Raw genomic sequence first — 18,763 nt, forward strand, 5'->3', positions numbered from 1 at the left:
AGCGCCCACAAGCGGCCGCTCTCGGCAGTTTGGCGGAGAAAATAGCGGTCAGCCGCCGGAGCGCGCGAGCCGCCACACCGTCGTCCGCTTGATCTCGGAATCCTCGAGTTCCCGGGTGACCGGCACCGCGTATTCGGCTACCGCCTGCAACCGTTCTCGCGGCAAATAGCTTCGGCCGGGATCGCCCACGAGGATTTCGGCGCCGCTCGCCGCGCAACGCTCCAGCCAGTCGATCAGCCGCGCGGCGAGGTCGCGCTCGTAGAACAGGTCGCCGACCAGCACGACCTTGAAGCCCCGCGGCGCCGCGCCGATGGGGTCCTCCGCCTCTGGCGTCACGGCGACGCCATTGGCCTGCGCGTTCAGCATCATTGCGGCGCGGGCGAACGGATCCGGGTCGGCCGCCGTCACCGAAGCCGCGCCGGCCTTCATGGCGGCGATCGCGACCAGTCCTGAGCCTGAGCCGACGTCCAGCGCGGCGCGTCCCGCGACGCTCTGCGGATGATCGAGCACATAGCGGGCGAGCGCCTGTCCGCCTGCCCAGGCGAACGCCCAGAACGGCGGAGGAAGCCCTGCCTGGGCGAGTTCCTCCTCGGTCTTCGACCACAGCGGCACGGCTTCGTCGGCGACGTGGAGCGCAATCTCGGGCGCGTGGGGGACCGGCCGCAGCGTGGTGTTCGCGCGAATGAAGGCGAGCCTGTCGGCGTGATCGGTCACGCAGTCTCGGCCAGTCCGCCCATCCGGCAGATCTCGGCCCATTCGGCCTCGGTCACCGGCTGGACCGAAAGCCGCATGGAGGTGACGAGCGCCATTCCGGCAAGCTTGGGATTGGCCTTGACGGCGGCCAGCGTCACCGGCGTCGGCATGTCCCTCACGGCGCGGATGTCGACGCATTCCCAGGTGGGATTGTCCGCCGTGGAATCGGCATGCGCGAGCCGCGCGACCTCGACGATGCCGACGATCTCCTTGCCGTCATTGGAGTGATAGAAAAACCCGCGGTCGCCGATCTTCATCGCCCGCATGTTGTTGCGCGCGAGGTAGTTGCGCACGCCGGTCCACTCGGTTCCGGCGACGCCTGCGGCCTTCTGCTGGTCCCACGACCATGCGGCGGGCTCGGATTTGAACAGCCAGTAGGCCACGGATCAGATCTCGGACTTGAGCGGCCTGGCGAGCAGTCCGGCGACGGCCGCTCCGACGCTGACGCGCCCGGCCAGGACTTCCGCGACGGCCGCAGAGATCGGCATTTCGACGCCGCGTTCGGCCGCGAGGGCCACCAGCGCCTCGACGGTCGCCGCGCCCTCCGCGAGCTTGTTCGGCGGCGGCTCGCCGCGTCCGAGCGCGAGCCCCAGCGAGAAGTTGCGGGATTGCGTGGAGGAGGCCGTGAGCACGAGGTCGCCGAGGCCCGAGAGCCCGGCAAGCGTCTCGGGGCGGGCGCCGAGCGCCAGTCCGAGACGGCCGAGCTCTGCGAAGCCGCGCGCCACCATCGCGGCGACGGCGCTTGCTCCGAGGCCGCGCCCGGCGACCGCGCCGGCCGCGATCGCGAGCACGTTCTTGGCCGCGCCGCCGAGCGCCGCCCCGACGATGTCCGTCGAGCGATAGGGGCGGAACGAGCGCGTCGCGAGCGCCTCGCAAACGAGCGCCGCGGCCGCTTCGTCGGGAGAGGCGAGCGTGACGGCGGTCGGCAAGCCGAGCGCGACGTCCTCCGCGAAGCTCGGTCCTGAGAGCAGGGCGCGGCGCGAGCGGGGCAACGCCTCCTGGAGCACGACGTGCGGCAACGCCAGCGTGCCTTTCTCGACGCCCTTGCAGCCGCTGACGACCACCGTCTCCGTCGGGACGAGCGCCGCGATCTCCGTGCAGACCGCGCGCAGCGTCTGGGTCGGCACGACCATCAGCACGATGTCGGCGTCCGCGAGCGTCGTCTTGTCCGCGGTCGGGTAGACGCCCTTGTGCAGCGGGATGTTCGGCAGGCGCGCCGCGTTGACCCGGTCGCGCGCGATCTCCGTCATGCGGGCCGGGTCTCGGCCGATCAGCGGCGTAAGCTCGCCGGTCGCCTCAGCGGCGACATTGGCGAGGGCGGTGCCCCAGGCGCCCGCTCCGACGACCGCGACCTTCACGCCTTGGCTCCCGGCGCCGCGGCCGCCACGTCCAGCGGCCATCGCGGGCGCGGCGCAAACGCCAGATCGTCTTCCAGGCCCAGCGCCAGCCGCTCCGCGCCGGCCCAGGCGATCATCGCGCCGTTGTCGCCGCAAAGCGCGAGAGGCGGCGCGACGAGACGCGTTCCGACCTCGCTCGACACCCTCTGGAGCGCCCGCCTGATCTGGGCGTTGGCGGCGACGCCGCCGGCCGTGACGATTGCGCTCGGCGCGCCATGGCGCTCGCAGAACATCCGGAACGCGACCCGAACGCGGTTCGCGACGACATCGGCGACGGCGGCCTGGAAGCTCGCGCAAAGATCGTCGATGTCCTGCGACGACAGCGGCGCGATCCGCTCGGCTTCGAGACGCACGGCCGTCTTCAGGCCGGACAGCGAGAAGTTCGGCTCCGCGCGCCCGAGCATCGGCCTCGGCAGGGAAAACCGCTCGGCGTCGCCGTTCTCGGCGCGCCGCTCGACCTCGGGGCCGCCCGGGTAGCCGAGGCCGAGCATCTTCGCGACCTTGTCGAAGGCCTCGCCGAGGGCGTCGTCGACCGTCGTTCCGAGCCGCACATACCGCCCGACTCCGAGAACCGCGAGCAATTGGGTATGGCCGCCGGAAGCCAGCAGCAGCAGGTACGGAAATGCGATCCCGTCCGTGAGCCGAGCGGTCAGCGCGTGCGCCTCGAGATGGTTCACGGCGATGAACGGCTTTTCCGCGACGATCGCGAGCGCCTTGGCCGCCGTGAGGCCGACGATGACGCCGCCGACCAGCCCGGGCCCAGCCGCAGCCGCCACGCCGTCGAGATCGCGCAGCTTCAGTCCGGCGCCTTCAAGCGCGGCGGCAAGCACGCCGTCCAGCGCCTCGACATGCGCCCTTGCGGCGATCTCGGGCACCACGCCGCCGAACGCGGCGTGCTCGTCCAACTGGGCCCGGACCACATTCGAGAGGATTTCTCCCGGTCCGTCGCCGCTCCGGCGGACGACGGCTGCGGCGGTCTCGTCGCAGGTGGTTTCCAGGCCGAGAACCAGCATGACGCCTCATATTCGGGAAGGGACCACGCGAGACATAGCCGGAGACGAAGGATCGCGCTACCAAGCCGCCCCGGCCTCGTTCCGCGCCGGTCACGATGGAGTTTCTCTCAGGCATGAGCCAGCAGACGTTTCGCATCGGCACCCGCGGCAGTCCGCTTGCGCTGTGGCAGGCGAACCGCGTGCGGGACGGCCTGATCGAGGCCTGGGGTCTCGCGCCGGACGCCGTGGAGATCGTCGTGATCCGCACCACCGGCGACGCGATCCAAGACCGTCCGCTCAGCGAAGCCGGCGGCAAAGGCCTGTTCGTGAAGGAGATCGACGAGGCGCTGCTCGGCGGCCGCGTCGACCTCGCGGTGCATTCGGCGAAGGACCTGCCGACGGCGCTGGCCGAGGGCACCGGACTTGCCGCCACGCTGCCTCGGGCTGACGTTCGGGACGCGTTGATCGGCGGCTCGGCGCGAACGCTCGACGCGCTTCGCGAAGGCGCGGTGGTCGGAACCGCCTCGCTCCGTCGCGGCGCGCTCGTCCGCCGCAAGCGGCCCGATCTCAAGGTCGTCACCTTCCGAGGAAACGTGCATAGCCGCTTGGAAAAGCTCGCCCGCTCCGAGGTCGACGCCACCCTGCTGGCGCTCGCGGGCCTGACCCGGCTCGGGCTCGAAGGCCACGCCACCGAGATCATGGACGAGGAAGCGTTTCCGCCAGCGCTCGGGCAGGGCGCGATCGCGGTCACGGCGCGGGCCGAAGATGCGGCGACCCATGAGGCGCTCGCGCGGCTCGACTGCCCGAACACCGCAGCCGCGCTGATTTGCGAACGCGCCTTCCTGGCGGTGCTCGACGGCTCATGCCGGACGCCGATCGCGGGGTTAGCCCGGGTGAAGGACGGCACGCTGTCCTTCCGCGGAATGGTGCTGTCCGTCGACGGCGCCCGGACCGTCGAGGGGGGCGGCGCGGGCCATGCGACGGACGCCGCCGCAATCGGCGCTGCGGCAGGGGAGGACGTCAGGTCGCGCGCTCCCGCCGATCTCCTGGCGGCGTTCGGCTGAGGCGGCCGTGGACGTCCTCGTGCTCCGGCCGGAACGCGCCGCCATCCGCACCGCCGAAGGCCTTCGGCGTCTGGGCCATACGCCGATTGTCGCGCCTGTCCTGACGATCGAGGACATCCCGTCGGAGATCCCCGCGCAAGACTATCAGGCGGTGCTCGCCACCAGCGCCAACGGTCTGCGAAAGCTCGCCCGGCGGCCCGAGATCGGGCGACTGTCGCGGCTTCCGCTGATCGCCGTCGGCGACCGCACTGCGGAGGCCGGACGCGAGGCCGGCTTCCTAACCATCCATGTCGCCGAGGGTGACGGCCGCGCTCTAGTGGCCGAGGCCAGCAGGCTGTTTTCGGCGCCCGCGCGCTTCCTGCATGCGGCAGGCGCCGACCGGGCGTTCGACGTCGCCGGCGCGCTCGCGCGCCACGGCCATGACGTCACCGTGATCGAGCTCTACCGCGCGACGGCCGCGACCGCGCTGCCGGCCGCAGCCGCGGCGGCGCTGGGCGACGGCGAGATCGACGCCGTGCTGCACCATTCCCGGCGAATCGCCGAGACCTTCCTGTCGCTGTCTGAAGCGGCCGGTCTCGGGCCGCGCGTCCGGGCGCTCGGCCATGTCGCGCTCTCGGAGCGTGTCGCGGGAGCGCTGCGGGCTGTCGCCTGCGAGCGGGTCGCGGTCGCGCCCCGCCCCGACGAGGCGGCGCTGTTCAGCGCGCTTGAGACGTTTGCGGTCGGCGTCTCGCCTTCCGGGGATGGCCGGTCTAAGTAGGACAGCGGGTCGTCGGCCGGCGGCCTCTTCTCGCATCGTAAGGAAACGGCCAATGGCGGACCCGAAGGGACCCGGGAGCGAACAGAGCGGCAGGAGCGGGCAAAGCGCTCGTCCGAAGCCCCAAACGCTCAACCTTTCGGCCACCGACCTCACGCCAAAGCCTGCAGGGGCCTCTGCGCCCGACAACGGCAGGCCTGCAGGGGCGGCCGCGTCCAAGCCCGCTGCGGCGTCCCCCAAGCCGTCGCCCAGTCCGAGCGCGCCGCCAGCCGGAACGCCGTCGGCCGGTCCCGCGGGCGCGTCCGCGACGCCCGAGAGCGGCGCTGCGTCCGAGCCCGCCGCGCCGCCGGCCGCCAGCGCCTCAGGCGGAGCGCCGAAGACGTCGCCCTCCGCATCTTCCGCCGCGTCATCCGCCGCCGCTTCATCCGCGGCCAATTCCGCGGCCGCTTCATCGGCCGCGCCTCAGTCCAGCGGGACGAAGCCGGCCTCCGCGTCCAGCTCTTCCTCGCCCGGGCAAAGCGCTTCCACCGCCGGGCCGTCGGCCGCGGGCAAGGCCGACACGCCGCCCCCCGGCTCTTCGCCGCGGTTCGGCGCCTCGGCCCCTGGGCGGCCCGCGAGCGCGCCTGCGGCCGCGAGCCGGTCGAGCGGGATGGGATGGTTGGCCGCCATCGTGGCGATGCTGGGCGGCGCGGCGCTCGCCGTGCTGGCGATCGCTCTGTTCGGCCGCGAATTGATCCCGGCCGTCCAGCCCGACAGCGCGCGGGTCGCCGCCGCAGAAACCAAGCTCGACGCGGTCGGTCGTGACGTGGCCGCGCTGCGCGATCGGGTCGGTCAGACCGCGCAGGCGAGCGACGCCGGCGCGATCGAGCAGCGGCTCGCCGAGCTCGGAAAGACGATCGAGGCCTCGAACGGTCGGGTCGAGGCGCTCGAGAAGCAGGTCGGCGAACTGGCAGACAAGGTCCAGACGTCGGGCGGCGACCAGCCTGCCGTCGCCGCTCTCGCGAGTCGGATCGACGCCATTGAGCAGGGCGGCTCGACCGCGGACGCTGTCGCAAAGCTCGACAAGCGGATCGCGGACTTGGACGCCCGTCTCGGGAAGGTCGCGACCGGCGAGCAGCTCGACGCGGTGGCGTCCAAGGTTCCCGAGGCCGTCGACAAGGCCGTGAAGCCGCTTGACGGCCGGGTGGCGGCCCTCGAGAGGGCTCTCAAGGCGAGACCGGTCGGCGATCCGGCTGCGCGCAACCTCGTGGCGCTCGGCGCGCTCGAGCAAGCGCTCGACGCCGGCCGGCCGTTCGCGGCGGAGCTCGACGCGGTCAAGGCGTCGTCGTCCAACGGAGAGCTTTCGGGGCTTGATCCGCTCGCCGCGTCGGGCGTGCCGACGCGCCCGGCTCTGGCGCGGGAACTGTCCGGAATCATGGCCGGCCTTCCGGGCCAAAAACCCGCCGAGAACGCGTCATTGTTCGACAAGTTCGTGGCTAGCGCAGGATCGGTGGTGAAGGTGACGCCGAAGGACGCCGGCCCCGCTCAAACCGAAAATCCGCGGGCGCGGGTCGCGGCGCTCGCTGCGGCCGGCGACGTCGAGCAGGCCCTCGCCGCGCGCGAGAGCCTGGATCCGGAGGCCCAGGCGGCCACCGCCGACTGGGCCGGCAAGGCGACGGCGCGCGTGGCCGCCGAAAAGGCCGTGGCGGGGGCGCGCACGGCTGCGCTCGCCCGCCTGGCGGCGACCGAGTAAGGGGCGGGGAAAATCATGGTTCGCGTTCTGCTCTATCTCGCCCTCGTCGGACTTTTCGCCTTCGGGGCGATCTGGATCGCCGATCGGCCGGGCGATCTGATGATCGACTGGCAGGGCTACCGGATCGAGACCAGCGTCGCGGCGGCGGTCGCCTTTGTGGCGGCGGTCGCCTGTGGGGCGGTCGTGCTCTGGAACGTCATGCGCTGGATTCTCGCGGGGCCCGAGGCGTTCGCGCTGTTCCGGCGGAATCGCCGGCGCGCCAAGGGCTATGACGCGGTCACCCGCGGCGTGGTCGCGGTGGGCACGGGCGACGCCCGCCGCGCCGGACGCGAGGCCGCGGAAGCGCGCAGGTTGCTTGGCAAGGAGCCGCTGACGCTCGTGCTCGCCGCGCAGGCGGCTCAGCTGTCCGGCGACCGACCGGGCGCCGAGGCCGCGTTCCGCGCCATGACGGATCAGCCCGAGACGCGTTCGCTCGGGCTTCGCGGCCTTTATGTCGAGGCGGAGCGGCGCGGCGACCTCGTGGCCGCCAAGGCGCTCGCCGAGGAGGCGGCGCGTCAGTCGCCCGAAACCCCCTGGGCCGGGCAGGCGCTGTTCGACTTCCAGTGCGCCGAGCGCGACTGGGCCGGGGCGCTCGCGACGCTTGAGCGGCTGAGCGCGAACCGGCTCGTGGACAAGACCGAGACCCGCCGCCGTCGTGCGGTGCTGCTGACCGCCCAGGCGATGGATGCGCCCGGCGACGTGCAGCTCGCGATCCGGCGGGCGCGCGAAGCGCACGGGCTTGCGCCGGACTTCACGCCGGCTGCCGCGCTCGCCGCCAGGCTGCTCGCCGAGCAGGGCGAGGTCCGCAAGGCGATGAAGATCGTCGAGACCACTTGGGCGAAGGCGACCCATCCGGATCTCGCAGAGGTCTACGTCCACGTTCGCACCGGCGACGCGGCGCGGGACAAGCTCAAGCGGGCCAGGATGCTGGCCGAGCGCTCCGGCGACGATCCGGAGGGCCTCATCGCCGTCGCGCGGGCGGCGCTCGCGGCCCGCGAGTTCGAGACGGCGAGCGCCGCCGTCGGCAAGCTGCTCTCGACCCGCCCGACCGCACGCGCCTGCATGTTGATGGCGGAGCTCGAGGACGTGAAGAACGGCGACTCCGGCCGCGCCCGCGAATGGCTCGGCCGCGCTCTGCGCGCGCCAAGAGATCCGGCCTGGGTCGCTGACGGCGTGGCGAGCGAGATCTGGGCCCCGATCTCGCCGGTCACGGGCCGGCTCGACGCCTTCGTCTGGAAGATTCCGGTGGAGGAGACCCGGCCGAAGCTCGCCGCGGACGCCTGGCTGGACGAGGCGCCGCGCGAGCCGCCCGCCGTGATCGCGCCGGCGCCGGCGCCGGCGGCGGAGGCGCTGCCGCGGTCCATGCCCGCCCTGCTCGACTCGGAGACGGCGTCGAAGCCTGAGGGCAAGGTCCAGGCAAAGGCCGCGCCGGCATCGCCGCCGATCGTGACCGGGGCAGCGACTGCTGACCCGGCGAAAGGCCGCGCAGCCCGTCCGACCCAGGCGGTGTTTCCGCTCGCCCGCGCGCCCGACGATCCGGGGCCGAACGGGCCGGAGGCGAACGACACCGTGAATGGCGGCGGATTTCCGGCTTCCAGGCCCACTTACGGGGTCTGAGGAGCGCGAGCGCGGGTCCCGCCTTGCATTGCAAGCGCCGTTTCGCTAGAGGGAGCGCCGTCGCCGCAATAGCTCAGCTGGTAGAGCACGTCATTCGTAATGACGGGGTCGGGGGTTCGAGTCCCTCTTGCGGCACCATGTTCCGTCCCTGACGCGGACGTCCTGCTCGATCCGCCCTACATTGATCGCCAAGCCTCTCGCTGCCGCGAGCGGCGTGGGCGCATCTCGAAGCGGCTGAGCCGTCGGAGGTCCTGATGCTCGAGACTCTTCGACGATTTCTCAGCGACCTCGCCGGCGCGCCGGAAGGCGACAGCTTCGCGGTGGACGATTATCGCGTCGCGGCCGCCGCCTTGCTGATCAATCTCAGCGGCGTCGACGGCGTGGTGGCCGACGCCGAGCGGACTGCGCTGCACGACAGCCTGCAGTCCCATTTCGGCCTCGACGAGACCGAGACGGCCGAGCTCATCTCGGCGGCCCGGAGCCGGGAATCCGAGGCGGTCGACCTCTATGCGTTCACAAGCGTCCTCAAGCGCTCGCTGGACGCCGCCGGTCGCGCGCAGATCGTCGAAATGATGTGGGAGATTGTGTTCGCTGACGGCGCGGTGCACGAGCTCGAGGACAACATCGTGTGGCGGGCCGCCGAGCTGCTGGGCGTGTCGACCCGCGAGCGGGTCGAGCTGAAGCGCCGCATCGCAGCCCGGGTTCGACCGCTAAGCGCCGATCACGGCTGACCGCCCCGAAGCGGGACACAGGCCCACTCGCAAAACGCGACGGCGTTCGCATTTCGCGACGCGGTCTGCGAGCGCGCCATCATCGGCGATCTACATCATGTGCCGGGCTTGTCTCTGGCCCCAACATTTTGCGGCAATCATGGACCGTTAGGGTTGGCAAGCCGTTTGCGATGATGTCGACAGCCGGATTTGGTTCATGCGTACCGGCATCTGTTCGGGCGGGAGAGGGCGCTTCAGACCCCGGCGACCTTCTCCCGCGCCGATCGATCAAGGCTTCGGCCGTGCGCCGAAGATCGCGCTTCCGACCCGGACGTGCGTCGCGCCGAAGGCGATCGCCTCCGCGAAATCCGAGCTCATCCCCATCGAGAGGCCTTTGAGCCCGTTCCGTCGCGCGAGCTTTTCCAGCAGCGCGAAATGCGGCGCAGGCGTCTCGTCGACCGGGGGGATGCACATCAGGCCCTCGATCGCCAGTCCGTGGTCGTTCCGGCACGAGGCGAGAAAGGCGTCGACCTCACGGGGCGGCACGCCAGCCTTCTGGGGCTCCTCGCCAGTGTTGACCTGCACGAACAGGCGCGGCGTTTTCCCCTGGTCCCGCATCTCCTTGGCGAGCGCCTGCGCGATCTTCGCCCGGTCGACGGTGTGGATCACGTCGAACAGCGCGACCGCCTCGTCGGCCTTGTTGGACTGGAGCGGCCCGATCAGGTGGAGCTCGACGTCTGGATAGCGCTCCCGCAGCGCCGGCCATTTGGCTTTCGCCTCCTGCACCCGGTTCTCGCCGAACGCCCGCTGCCCAGCCTGCAGCGCGGGCTCGATGTCTTCCGCCGCAAAGGTCTTCGACACCGCGACCAGGGTGACGTCGCCTTCCGTTCGGCCCGCGCTCCGTTCGGCGCGGCGGATCGCCTTCAGGGTGGCGGCAAGGCGGGACGGGACGTCGTCGTTCGGCTCGGTTGTGTTCACGCGCGCTCATCCTCATGTCGAAGGTGGCGCATAAGCCGCAACGTGGCGGCGCTCAAGCGCTCAGAACCCTCTTCGGTTGACCCGTTCGATCGTTCGCGCCAAGGTCCGGCCGCTTCGCGACCGGCGTTCGCCGCGGCGCGCTCACCTATCAGGATGCCTGGCGTACCCATGACGACGGAGCGCTACAACGCGCGCGAGGCCGAGCCCCGGTGGCAGGCCCGTTGGGACGAGCGGAAGCTCTTCCAGACCAATGAGGCCGATGGGCGGCCGACCTATTACGTGCTCGAGATGTTTCCGTACCCGTCCGGGCGCATCCATATGGGCCACGTGCGCAATTACGCGATGGGCGACGTCGTGGCGCGCTACAAGCGCGCCAAGGGCTTCGACGTGCTGCACCCGATGGGCTGGGACGCTTTCGGCCTGCCGGCCGAGAACGCCGCCATCGAGCGCAAGGTCCATCCCAAGACCTGGACCTACGACAACATCGCCGCGATGCGCGCGCAGCTCAAGGCGATCGGGCTGTCGCTCGACTGGAGCCGGGAGATCGCGACCTGCGATCCGGACTATTACGCGCAGCAGCAGCGGCTGTTCCTGGACTTCCTCAAGGCCGGCCTGGCCTACCGGCGGAAGTCCAAGGTCAATTGGGACCCTGTCGACAACACGGTTCTGGCCAACGAGCAGGTGATCGACGGCCGCGGCTGGCGCTCGGGCGCCCTCGTCGAGCAGCGCGAGCTGACGCAGTGGTTCCTCAAGATCACCGCCTTCTCCGAAGAGCTGCTCGAGGCGCTCGACGGCCTGCCGCGCTGGCCGGAGAAGGTCCGCACCATGCAGAAGAACTGGATCGGCCGCTCGGAAGGGCTGCTGATCCGTTGGGCGCTTGCGAACGCCCATGGCGACCAGGCCCTGACCGAGGTCGAGGTCTATACGACCCGTCCGGACACGCTGTTCGGCGCGAGCTTCATTGCAGTGTCGGCCGACCACCCGCTCGCCGCGGCGTGCGCTGCCTGCGACCCCGAGCTCGCGGCTTTCGTCGAGGAATGCCGCCGCGCCGGCACGAGCCTCGCCGCGCTCGAGACCGCCGAGAAGAAGGGCTACGACACCGGGCTTCGCGCCAGGCACCCGTTCGATGCTGCGTGGGAGCTGCCGGTCTATGTCGCGAATTTCGTGCTGATGGACTACGGCACGGGGGCGATATTCGGCTGCCCGGCGCACGACCAGCGGGACTATGAGTTCGCCCGTGCATATGGACTTCCGATCCGGCCGGTGGTCGCGCCTGAAGGCGCCGACCCTGAGGCCCTGGTCGCGAACGCCGCCTATGAGGGCGATGGCGTGCTGGTGAACTCGCGCTTCCTCGACGGGCTCGACGTCTCCGCGGCCAAGGAGGAAGTCGCCCGCCGGCTCGAGGCGGCGACGCTCGGAAACCGGCCGGTCGCGCAGCGCAAGGTGAACTGGCGGCTGCGCGACTGGGGCATCTCACGGCAGCGCTATTGGGGCTGCCCGATCCCGATCATTCATTGCGAAGCCTGCGGGCCGCAGCCGGTCCCGGACGAGCAGCTCCCCGTGCTGCTGCCCGAGGACGTCAGCTTCGACCACCCAGGCAATCCGCTCGACCGCAACAAGGCGTGGCGCGAGGTCGCTTGTCCGGCCTGCGGCGGCCCGGCGCTGCGCGAGACCGACACCATGGACACCTTCGTGGATTCGTCCTGGTACTACGCGCGGTTCACGGCGCCGCGGGCGCCGACCCCTACCGATAAGGAGGTCGCGAACCGCTGGCTGCCGGTGGATCAGTATATCGGCGGCGTTGAGCATGCGATCCTGCACTTGCTCTATTCCCGCTTCTTCACCCGCGCGATGAAGATGACCGGGCATCTCGGCATGGACGAGCCGTTCGCCGGGCTGTTCACTCAAGGCATGGTGGTTCACGAGACCTATCGCGACGCTTCCGGCCAGTGGGTCGCGCCGTCCGAGGTGGCGATCAACGAGGCCGAGGGGCAGCGGCGCGCCATCCGCGTCTCGAACGGGGAGCCCATCGATATCGGCCCCACCGAGAAGATGTCGAAGTCGAAGAAGAACACCGTCGACCCCAACGACATCATCGAGACCTACGGCGCCGACACCGCGCGCTGGTTCATGCTGTCGGACAGCCCGCCCGAGCGCGACGTGATCTGGACCGAGGCCGGCGTGGACGGCGCGAGCCGCTTCGTTCAGCGCGTCTGGCGGCTGGTGAACGAAGCCGCCGAGCGCGGCGCGGCCAAGGGGGCTGCGGCGCCGGCGGAGATCGGCGCTGCGGCGGAGACGCTGCGGCGGGCCGCTCATGGAGCGCTCGCCCGGGTCGGCGACAGCATCGAACGCTTCCACTTCAACCGCTGCGTCGCCGCCGCGAACGAACTCACCAATGCGCTCAGCCAAGCCCTCCAGAGCGCGGAGGAGCCGGGCGACGACCTGCGCTTCGCGCTTCGCGAGGCCGCGGAGATCCTGGTGCGGATGACCGCGCCGTTCACGCCGCATCTCGCGGAAGAGTGCTGGGCGGCGCTCGGACATGCGACGCTCGTCGCAGAGGAAGCCTGGCCGGAGGCTGATCCTGCGCTGCTCGCCTCCGACACCGTGACGCTGCCGGTGCAGGTAAACGGGAAGAAGCGCGACGAGATCGTAGTCGCCCGCGACGCCAACCCCGCGGCGGTCGAAAAAATGGTACGAGAGCTCGAAGCGGTCATGAAGGCGGTCGGCGACAAGCCGATCCGGAAGGTCATCGTCGTTCCGCAGAGGATCGTGAATGTCGTCGCTTGATCCGCGCTTCGTCCGGCTTGGCCTCGTTCTCGGCCTCGCGCTTGCGGTCGCCGGCTGTTTCCGACCCGTCTATGGCGACATGTCGACGCCGGGCGTCGTGGCGAAGGATGTCGGCTCGGACGTCGCAGCGCAGCTGAAGACGGTCGATATCAAGCCGATCGAAGGCCGGGTCGGCGGCAAGATGCGCAACGAGCTCATCTTCATGCTGCGCGGCGGCGACGGGCCGGGCGCGACGGCGTACCGGCTCGAGGTGAAGAGCATCAACGAGCTCGGCCAGTCAGCGGTGGTCGATCCGCTGACCGACGTTCAGGAGACTCGGACGATCTCGTTGACGGTCCAGTACGTTCTGACGCGCGCAGGCTCGCTCGACCCGCTGTTCACCGGGAACGCGCTCGGGACGGCGACCTACTTCGCCGGCCTCCAGCGCTTCGCGAATGTGCGGGCGGAGAGAGACGCGGAGGATCGCGCCGCGACTCAGATCGCCGAGCGCATCCGCGCCCGGCTGGTTAGCTATTTCGCGACCGGCAAGTAGGTCGCGAGGCGGCTCACGGCCGCCCCGCAGAAGGTCAGCGCGCCGGCAGGCTCAGTCCGCCTTCGCCGCCTTGGCGCGCTCGACCGCTTCCATGATCATGCGCTCGGCTTCGTCGACGCCGCCCCAGCCCAGCGCCTTCACCCACTTGTCGCCTTCGAGGTCCTTGTAGTGCTCGAAGAAGTGCGTGATCTGGTCGAGCGTGATGCCGGGCAGCTGGTCGTAGCTCGTGATCTGCTCGTAGCGCCGGGTGAGATGCGCAGACGGCACGGCGATGATCTTCTCGTCGAGCCCCTTCTCGTCCTCCATCTTGAAGACGCCGACCGGGCGGCAGCTCATCACCGCGCCGGGCGCGATCGCGCGCGTGTTGGCGACGAGCACGTCGATCGGGTCGCCATCCTCCGACAGGGTGTGGGGGATGAAGCCGTAATTCCCCGGGTAGCGCATCGAGGTGTAGAGGAAGCGGTCGACGAACAGCGTTCCGGCGGCCTTGTCGAGCTCGTACTTGATGGGCTCGCCGCCCATCGGCACCTCGACGATGACGTTCACGTCCTTCGGAGGATTGGCGCCGATCGGGATGGCTTCGATACGCATGGACGTCCTCATATGGCGGTCGTGCGCCTCTGTAGCGGAGCGACGTGGGCGCGAGCAACAGCTAGAAGCCGCAATGGCTGATTCCGGAGCGCTCGGAGGCGATTTTCTGCCGGTCGACGAGGCTTTGCCCCGTTTGACGGCCGCCCTTAAGCGCGGCGACGCCGTGCTGGTCGCGCCGCCGGGCGCCGGCAAGACCACGCGGGTCCCGCTCGCGCTGCTCGACGCGCCTTGGCGCCGCGACGGCCGGATCCTGCTGCTTGAGCCGCGCCGGATCGCGGCCCGCGCGGCGGCAGAGCGCATGGCGCGCACGCTCGGCGAACGCGTCGGGGAGACCGTCGGGCTGCGCGTGCGGCTTGGCTCGAAGGTGGGGCCGAAGACCCGGATCGAGGTTGTCACCGAAGGCGTGTTCGCGCGCCGGATCATCACAGACCCGGAGCTGTCCGGCGTCGCCGCCGTGCTGTTCGACGAGTTCCACGAACGCTCGCTCGACGCCGATCTCGGGCTCGCGCTGGCGCGCGACGCCAAGGAGGGCCTGCGCCCGGATCTGAGGCTGCTGGTGATGTCGGCGACGCTCGACGGCGCGCGCGTCGCGCGTCTTCTGGGGCAGGCGGAAACGATCGAAAGCCTGGGTCGCTCGCATCCGGTCGAGACCCGTCACCTTCCTCGAGATGCGCGCGTCCGGATCGAGGACGCCATGGCGGCGGCCGTCCGCCGCGCGCTTGCCGAGGAGCGCGGCGGGATCCTGGCCTTCCTGCCCGGCAGAGCCGAGATCCGCCGCACCGCCGAGCGGCTTTCCGATCTCGGGCCGTCCGTGGAGATCGCCGAGCTGCATGGAGGTCTGGAGCCGCGCGCTCAGGACCACGCGATCGCGCCGGCGCCTGACGGACGCCGCAAGGTGGTGCTCGCGACCTCGATCGCCGAAACCTCGCTGACCATCGAAGGCGTCCGGGTGGTGATCGACTCCGGGCTCTCCCGCGAGCCCCGCCACGAGCCGGGGCTTGGACTGACGCGGCTCGAGACCGTCCGGGTCTCACGCGCCGCCGCCGATCAGCGGCGCGGTCGCGCCGGCCGGACCGAGCCCGGCGTGTGCTATCGGCTGTGGGAGGAGGCCGCGACCGCAAGCCTCGACCCGTTCGCTCGCCCGGAGATACTGGCGAGCGATCTAACGGGTTTCCTGCTCGACCTCGCCGCCTGGGGCGTTTCCGACCCCGACAAGCTCGCCTTTCTGGACGCGCCGCCAGCCGCCGCCGTCGCCGAAGGCAGAGCGACGCTGCGGGCGCTCGGCGCGATCGACAAGGACGGGCGGATCACCGAGCGCGGCCGGCGGCTCAGGGAGATCGCCCTGCCGCCGCGCCTCGCCGCGATGCTGGTCGACGCCGCGTCCGCAGGCGATGGGGAGCTTGCCTCGCTGATCGCCCTTGTCGCGGTGGAGCGCGGCCTCGGCGGCGACAGCCCGGATGTGGTCGAACGGCTCGAACGCTTCGGCCGCGAGCGCGGGCGGCGAGCCGAGGACGCGCGTCGGCTCGCCGCCGGCTGGCTCTCGTCCGTAGGCGGCCGTACGGAAGGGCCGACCGACCTTGGGCGTGCAGGGCTGGTGATCGCCCGAGCCTTTCCGGACCGGATCGCGAAGGCCCGCGGCGGTCGGCCCGGCGCCTTCCTGCTCGCGAATGGCCGCGGCGCCGCGATTGATCCGGCGTCGCCGCTGGCGCGCGAACCTTACCTGGTCGCGCTCGACGTGACCGGGGTGGCGCAGGAGGGACGCATCCTGCTGGCCGCTCCGCTGAACGAGCGGGACCTCATCGAGGCGGCCGGCGACCGGATCGAGGAGCGCGAGGAGATCGGCTTCGACCCGCAGGCGGCGGCGGTGCGCGGCCGAGCGCGGCGCAGGCTCGGCGCGCTCACGCTGTCGGAGCGGCCGTTCGCGCCGGCCTCCGGCCCCGCCACTGCGGCGGCGCTGGCAGAGGGCGTCGCGGCGCTCGGCCTCCAGCGGCTGCCCTGGAGCGCTGGCGCGCAAGCGCTTGTCGCCCGCGTGGAGTTCCTGCGGCGGGCGGAGCCCGACGGCGGCTGGCCGGACATGTCGAAGGCGACGCTCGCGGCCTCCGTCGTCGATTGGCTCGCGCCATTCCTCGGGGACGCGGCAGCGCTGCGGGAAATCTCCGGGGAGGCGGTCTCGAACGCCATATCGGCGCTCCTTCCCTATGAGCTGCGCCGCCGTCTTGACGACGAGGCGCCGAGCCATTTCGACGCCCCGTCGGGCTCACGCCTGCCGATTGACTACGACGCCGAGGAGGGGCCCGCGCTCGACGTCCGCGTGCAGGAGCTGTTCGGGCTTCAGCGGCATCCATCGATCGCGCGGGGGCGCATTCCGCTGACGCTGCGCCTGCTTTCCCCGGCGCGCCGGCCGATCCAGGTCACCCGCGACCTTCCGGGCTTCTGGGCCGGGTCGTGGAAGGAAGTCCGCGCCGAAATGCGCGGGCGCTACCCGAAGCATGTCTGGCCCGAGGATCCAGCCGCCGCCGCGCCAACCAGTCGGGCCAAGCCGCGCGGCGGGTGAGCTAGGCCGCGCCGAGCGCCAGCAGCCAGCCGGAGACCGACAGCACCGAGAGTGCGGTCGAGACCGCGATCGCCGCCGAGGCGGTGGTCTCGCCCACCTGGTAGCGCGCGGCGATCAGATAGGCGTTGATGCCGCACGGCATCGCCGCGAACAGAACCGCGACGCCGGCCCAGACCGGCGGAACGTCCAGCACGTGGAAGGCGAGCATCCAGACCAGCAAGGGGTGCAGCACGAGCTTGAGCGCTGAGATCATCGAGACGGCCTTGAGGTCGTTCAGGAAGCCGAAGCGCTTCAGCGCCAGCCCCATGGCGATCAGCGCGCAGGGGCTCGCGGTCGCGGCGAGCTGGCCGACGACCGCTCCGACGGGGCCGTCCGGAACATAGCCCTGGCGCTGGGCGACGAGGCCGGCGATGAGCGCCAGGATGATCGGATGCGTCACGATCGTACGGGCGAGCCGCGCCGCCATGGCGCCCGAGGGGCCGCGCGGGCCGGCGGTCTCGATGAGCAGCGCCGCGGCCGTCATCATGATCGGCAGGTGGATGGCGAGCAGCAGAAACAGCGGCGTCGCCCCGGCCTCCCCATAGACGTTCAGGATCAGCGGCACGCCGACCAGAACGGTGTTGGACTGCGCGGCGGCGAAGCCGTGGACCGCCGCCTCGCGCCGGTCGCGTCCGAACCGGCGGATCGAGACCAGCATGGCGATGCTCCAGACCACCGTCACGCCGCCGAAATAGGCGATCCAGTAGCCCCACGGATTTGCGGCCGGCGAATGGCCCTCGGCGAGCGTGCGGAAGATGAGCGAGGGGACGGCGATCAGGAACACGTAGTCGGACAGGCCGTCGCCCGCGCGCTCGCCGAGCAGGCCCAGCCTGCCGGCCAGATAGCCGAGGCCGATGAGCCCGAAGGTCGGCAGCACGATGGCGATGAGTTCTGACATGCGGGAAGAACGAGCCGGAGGCCGCACGGGCGGAGGCCGAGCCCTAAGGGATTGCGGACGCGGAGGTCAACGCGGGCCGATGGCGGCGAGGCTGAGGATCACGCGTGAACAACGCTGTTTTACGCGATCGGCTTAGCCCATCGTTAAAGCCCCGGAAGTCACTCTCCCGATCGAACCTTCCTCCCCGACACCCGCCTCAGGAGCCGCCGCATGAGCGCGACCGCGAGCCTTGCCGACGCTGCTCCGGCCGTCGACGCGTCGCATCGCATCGCCGTGGCTGCCCATGAGATCAGGACCCCGCTCGGCGGCATCCTGGCGCTGGCGGACCTGCTGCTGGCGGAGGATCTCACCGAGGCTGCGCGCGGGCACGCCGCCGCGCTCAAGACAGCGGCGGAGCATCTGCTGGGCGTCGCGACCACGCTGCTCGGCGCGCCGGGAGCATCCAAAGCCGAGCCGCTCGACATCGATCTTTTCCTCGGCCGGGTCGCGGCGCCGCTCGCGGCGCGCGCGACGGCGAAAGGGCTGGTGTTTCGGGCGACCCGGGGGCCGGGCGTGCCGGACCGCGTCATGGCGGAGGAGGGCGCGCTCCGGCAGATCGTGGAAAACCTTGCCGACAACGCGCTGCGCGTGACCGATCGCGGATCGGTCGAGCTCGCGATCGAGCGCGTCGAGGGCGACGCTCGTTCGGTGACGCTGAAGCTGGTCGTGCGGGACACCGGGCCGGGCCTCGGGAGCGCTCCGGAGAAACTGTTCAGGCCCTACGTGCAGGGCGCTGCCGCGGCTGGCGCGGCCGGGCTGGGCCTCTCGCTGGTCGCCGAGCTCGCCAACCGCATGGGCGGCCACGCCGAGGCCGCTGACCGGCCAGCGGGAGGCGCGGAAGTGGCTGCGGTGGTGCGGCTCGCGGCCGCCGATGCGACGCCGCGTGCGGGCGCCGCCCTCCGCATCCTGGTCGCCGAGGACAACGCGGTGAACCAGCGGGTCATCGGCACGCTGCTCGATCATTTCGGCCATCGGTACGACATCGTCGAGGATGGCGCCGCGGCCGTCGAGGCGGCCTCCTGCCAGGCGTATGACATCGTGCTGATGGACGCCGCCATGCCTCGGCTCGACGGCCTTGCGGCCGCGAAGGCGATCCGGGCGCTAAAGGGGCCGGCGGCGAATGTGCGCATCGTCGGCGTCACGGCGCGCGCCTTCGACAGCGAGATCAGGGCGTTTCTGGCGGCCGGCGCCGATGCGGTCGTTACGAAGCCGATCTCAGTCGCCGAGCTGTGGCGGGCGATCGCGATCGAGCCCGAGCGCCGTCAGGCGAGTTAGGAGAGACGGCCT

17 protein-coding genes and 1 tRNA gene are annotated in these 18,763 nt (G+C 71.1%); 10 read left to right on the top strand and 8 right to left on the bottom strand.

Annotation, left to right across the window (positions count from 1 at the left end; all coding sequences use genetic code 11):
• Positions 1 to 48: 48 nt before the first annotated feature.
• Genes VM780_RS01065 through tsaD form a run of 4 tightly spaced genes read right to left on the bottom strand, consistent with a single transcriptional unit; the run spans position 49 to position 3,163 of the window.
• The gene (locus VM780_RS01065; RefSeq protein ID WP_325444222.1) at positions 49 to 756 is read right to left on the bottom strand and encodes a methyltransferase; all 708 of its coding nucleotides are present in this window, start codon (positions 754 to 756) and stop codon (positions 49 to 51) included.
• Positions 711 to 1,136, bottom strand: coding sequence for an EVE domain-containing protein (locus VM780_RS01070; protein ID WP_325444224.1), 426 nt, complete (start codon positions 1,134 to 1,136; stop codon positions 711 to 713). The genes VM780_RS01065 and VM780_RS01070 overlap by 46 nt, the downstream gene beginning before the upstream one ends.
• A 3-nt stretch (positions 1,137 to 1,139) precedes the next feature.
• On the bottom strand, positions 1,140 to 2,153 hold the full coding sequence (locus VM780_RS01075) for an NAD(P)H-dependent glycerol-3-phosphate dehydrogenase (RefSeq protein ID WP_325444226.1): 1,014 nt from the start codon (positions 2,151 to 2,153) through the stop codon (positions 1,140 to 1,142).
• Positions 2,108 to 3,163 carry a tRNA (adenosine(37)-N6)-threonylcarbamoyltransferase complex transferase subunit TsaD gene (tsaD, locus tag VM780_RS01080; RefSeq protein ID WP_325444228.1) on the bottom strand — a complete coding sequence of 352 codons (1,056 nt, stop codon included), beginning with the start codon at positions 3,161 to 3,163 and terminating at the stop codon, positions 2,108 to 2,110. Before tsaD ends, VM780_RS01075 begins: the two co-directional genes overlap by 46 nt.
• 113 nt (positions 3,164 to 3,276) lie before the next feature.
• On the opposite strand from tsaD, the gene hemC reads away from it, so the two are divergent.
• Positions 3,277 to 4,206: a hydroxymethylbilane synthase gene (hemC, locus tag VM780_RS01085; protein ID WP_325444231.1), complete on the top strand. Its 930-nt coding sequence runs from the start codon at positions 3,277 to 3,279 to the stop codon at positions 4,204 to 4,206.
• Positions 4,207 to 4,213: 7 nt separating this feature from the next.
• A complete protein-coding gene (locus VM780_RS01090) occupies positions 4,214 to 4,963 on the top strand; it encodes a uroporphyrinogen-III synthase (RefSeq protein WP_325444232.1) in 750 nt (249 codons plus the stop codon).
• Positions 4,964 to 5,422: 459 nt separating this feature from the next.
• On the opposite strand, the gene VM780_RS01095 is transcribed toward VM780_RS01090, so the two are convergent.
• Positions 5,423 to 5,629, bottom strand: coding sequence for a hypothetical protein (locus tag VM780_RS01095; protein ID WP_325444234.1), 207 nt, complete (start codon positions 5,627 to 5,629; stop codon positions 5,423 to 5,425).
• Between VM780_RS01095 and VM780_RS01100 the strand changes: the two genes are divergently transcribed.
• The 4 genes from VM780_RS01100 to VM780_RS01115 all read left to right on the top strand — a co-directional run bounded on the left by VM780_RS01100 (position 5,619) and on the right by VM780_RS01115 (position 9,079).
• On the top strand, positions 5,619 to 6,692 hold the full coding sequence (locus tag VM780_RS01100) for a hypothetical protein (protein WP_325444236.1): 1,074 nt from the start codon (positions 5,619 to 5,621) through the stop codon (positions 6,690 to 6,692). The genes VM780_RS01095 and VM780_RS01100 overlap by 11 nt on opposite strands.
• A gap of 15 nt (positions 6,693 to 6,707) precedes the next feature.
• Positions 6,708 to 8,348, top strand: coding sequence for a heme biosynthesis protein HemY (locus VM780_RS01105; RefSeq protein ID WP_325444238.1), 1,641 nt, complete (start codon positions 6,708 to 6,710; stop codon positions 8,346 to 8,348).
• A gap of 62 nt (positions 8,349 to 8,410) precedes the next feature.
• Positions 8,411 to 8,486, top strand: a tRNA-Thr gene (locus tag VM780_RS01110).
• A gap of 116 nt (positions 8,487 to 8,602) precedes the next feature.
• A complete protein-coding gene (locus VM780_RS01115; RefSeq protein WP_325444240.1) occupies positions 8,603 to 9,079 on the top strand; it encodes a TerB family tellurite resistance protein in 477 nt (158 codons plus the stop codon).
• 267 nt (positions 9,080 to 9,346) lie between these two features.
• Here the strand turns inward: VM780_RS01115 and VM780_RS01120 are convergent, their stop codons facing one another.
• Positions 9,347 to 10,036, bottom strand: a complete 690-nt coding sequence (locus tag VM780_RS01120; RefSeq protein WP_414652761.1) for a YggS family pyridoxal phosphate-dependent enzyme — start codon at positions 10,034 to 10,036, stop codon at positions 9,347 to 9,349.
• A gap of 168 nt (positions 10,037 to 10,204) precedes the next feature.
• Here VM780_RS01120 and leuS point away from each other — a divergent pair, with 168 nt between their 5' ends.
• Together leuS and lptE are read left to right on the top strand one after the other, a co-directional pair.
• On the top strand, positions 10,205 to 12,823 hold the full coding sequence (gene leuS / locus VM780_RS01125; RefSeq protein ID WP_325444242.1) for a leucine--tRNA ligase: 2,619 nt from the start codon (positions 10,205 to 10,207) through the stop codon (positions 12,821 to 12,823).
• Entirely contained in the window at positions 12,810 to 13,355 is a 546-nt protein-coding gene (lptE, locus tag VM780_RS01130) for an LPS assembly lipoprotein LptE (protein WP_325444244.1), read from the top strand. Before leuS ends, lptE begins: the two co-directional genes overlap by 14 nt.
• A gap of 51 nt (positions 13,356 to 13,406) precedes the next feature.
• Here the strand turns inward: lptE and ppa are convergent, their stop codons facing one another.
• The gene (gene ppa / locus VM780_RS01135; RefSeq protein WP_325444246.1) at positions 13,407 to 13,946 is read right to left on the bottom strand and encodes an inorganic diphosphatase; all 540 of its coding nucleotides are present in this window, start codon (positions 13,944 to 13,946) and stop codon (positions 13,407 to 13,409) included.
• A 73-nt stretch (positions 13,947 to 14,019) separates the two neighbouring features.
• Between ppa and hrpB the strand changes: the two genes are divergently transcribed.
• Positions 14,020 to 16,500, top strand: a complete 2,481-nt coding sequence (gene hrpB / locus VM780_RS01140; RefSeq protein WP_325444248.1) for an ATP-dependent helicase HrpB — start codon at positions 14,020 to 14,022, stop codon at positions 16,498 to 16,500.
• A 1-nt stretch (position 16,501) separates the two neighbouring features.
• Here the strand turns inward: hrpB and VM780_RS01145 are convergent, their stop codons facing one another.
• On the bottom strand, positions 16,502 to 17,437 hold the full coding sequence (locus VM780_RS01145) for an AEC family transporter (RefSeq protein ID WP_325444250.1): 936 nt from the start codon (positions 17,435 to 17,437) through the stop codon (positions 16,502 to 16,504).
• 210 nt (positions 17,438 to 17,647) lie between these two features.
• On the opposite strand from VM780_RS01145, the gene VM780_RS01150 reads away from it, so the two are divergent.
• Positions 17,648 to 18,751 (top strand): response regulator, encoded by a 1,104-nt coding sequence (locus VM780_RS01150; RefSeq protein WP_325444252.1) that lies wholly within the window; start codon positions 17,648 to 17,650, stop codon positions 18,749 to 18,751.
• Positions 18,752 to 18,763 lie beyond the last annotated feature (12 nt).

It is taken from the genome of Hansschlegelia sp. (assembly GCF_035538955.1).
Classification (GTDB): domain Bacteria; phylum Pseudomonadota; class Alphaproteobacteria; order Rhizobiales; family Methylopilaceae; genus Methylopila.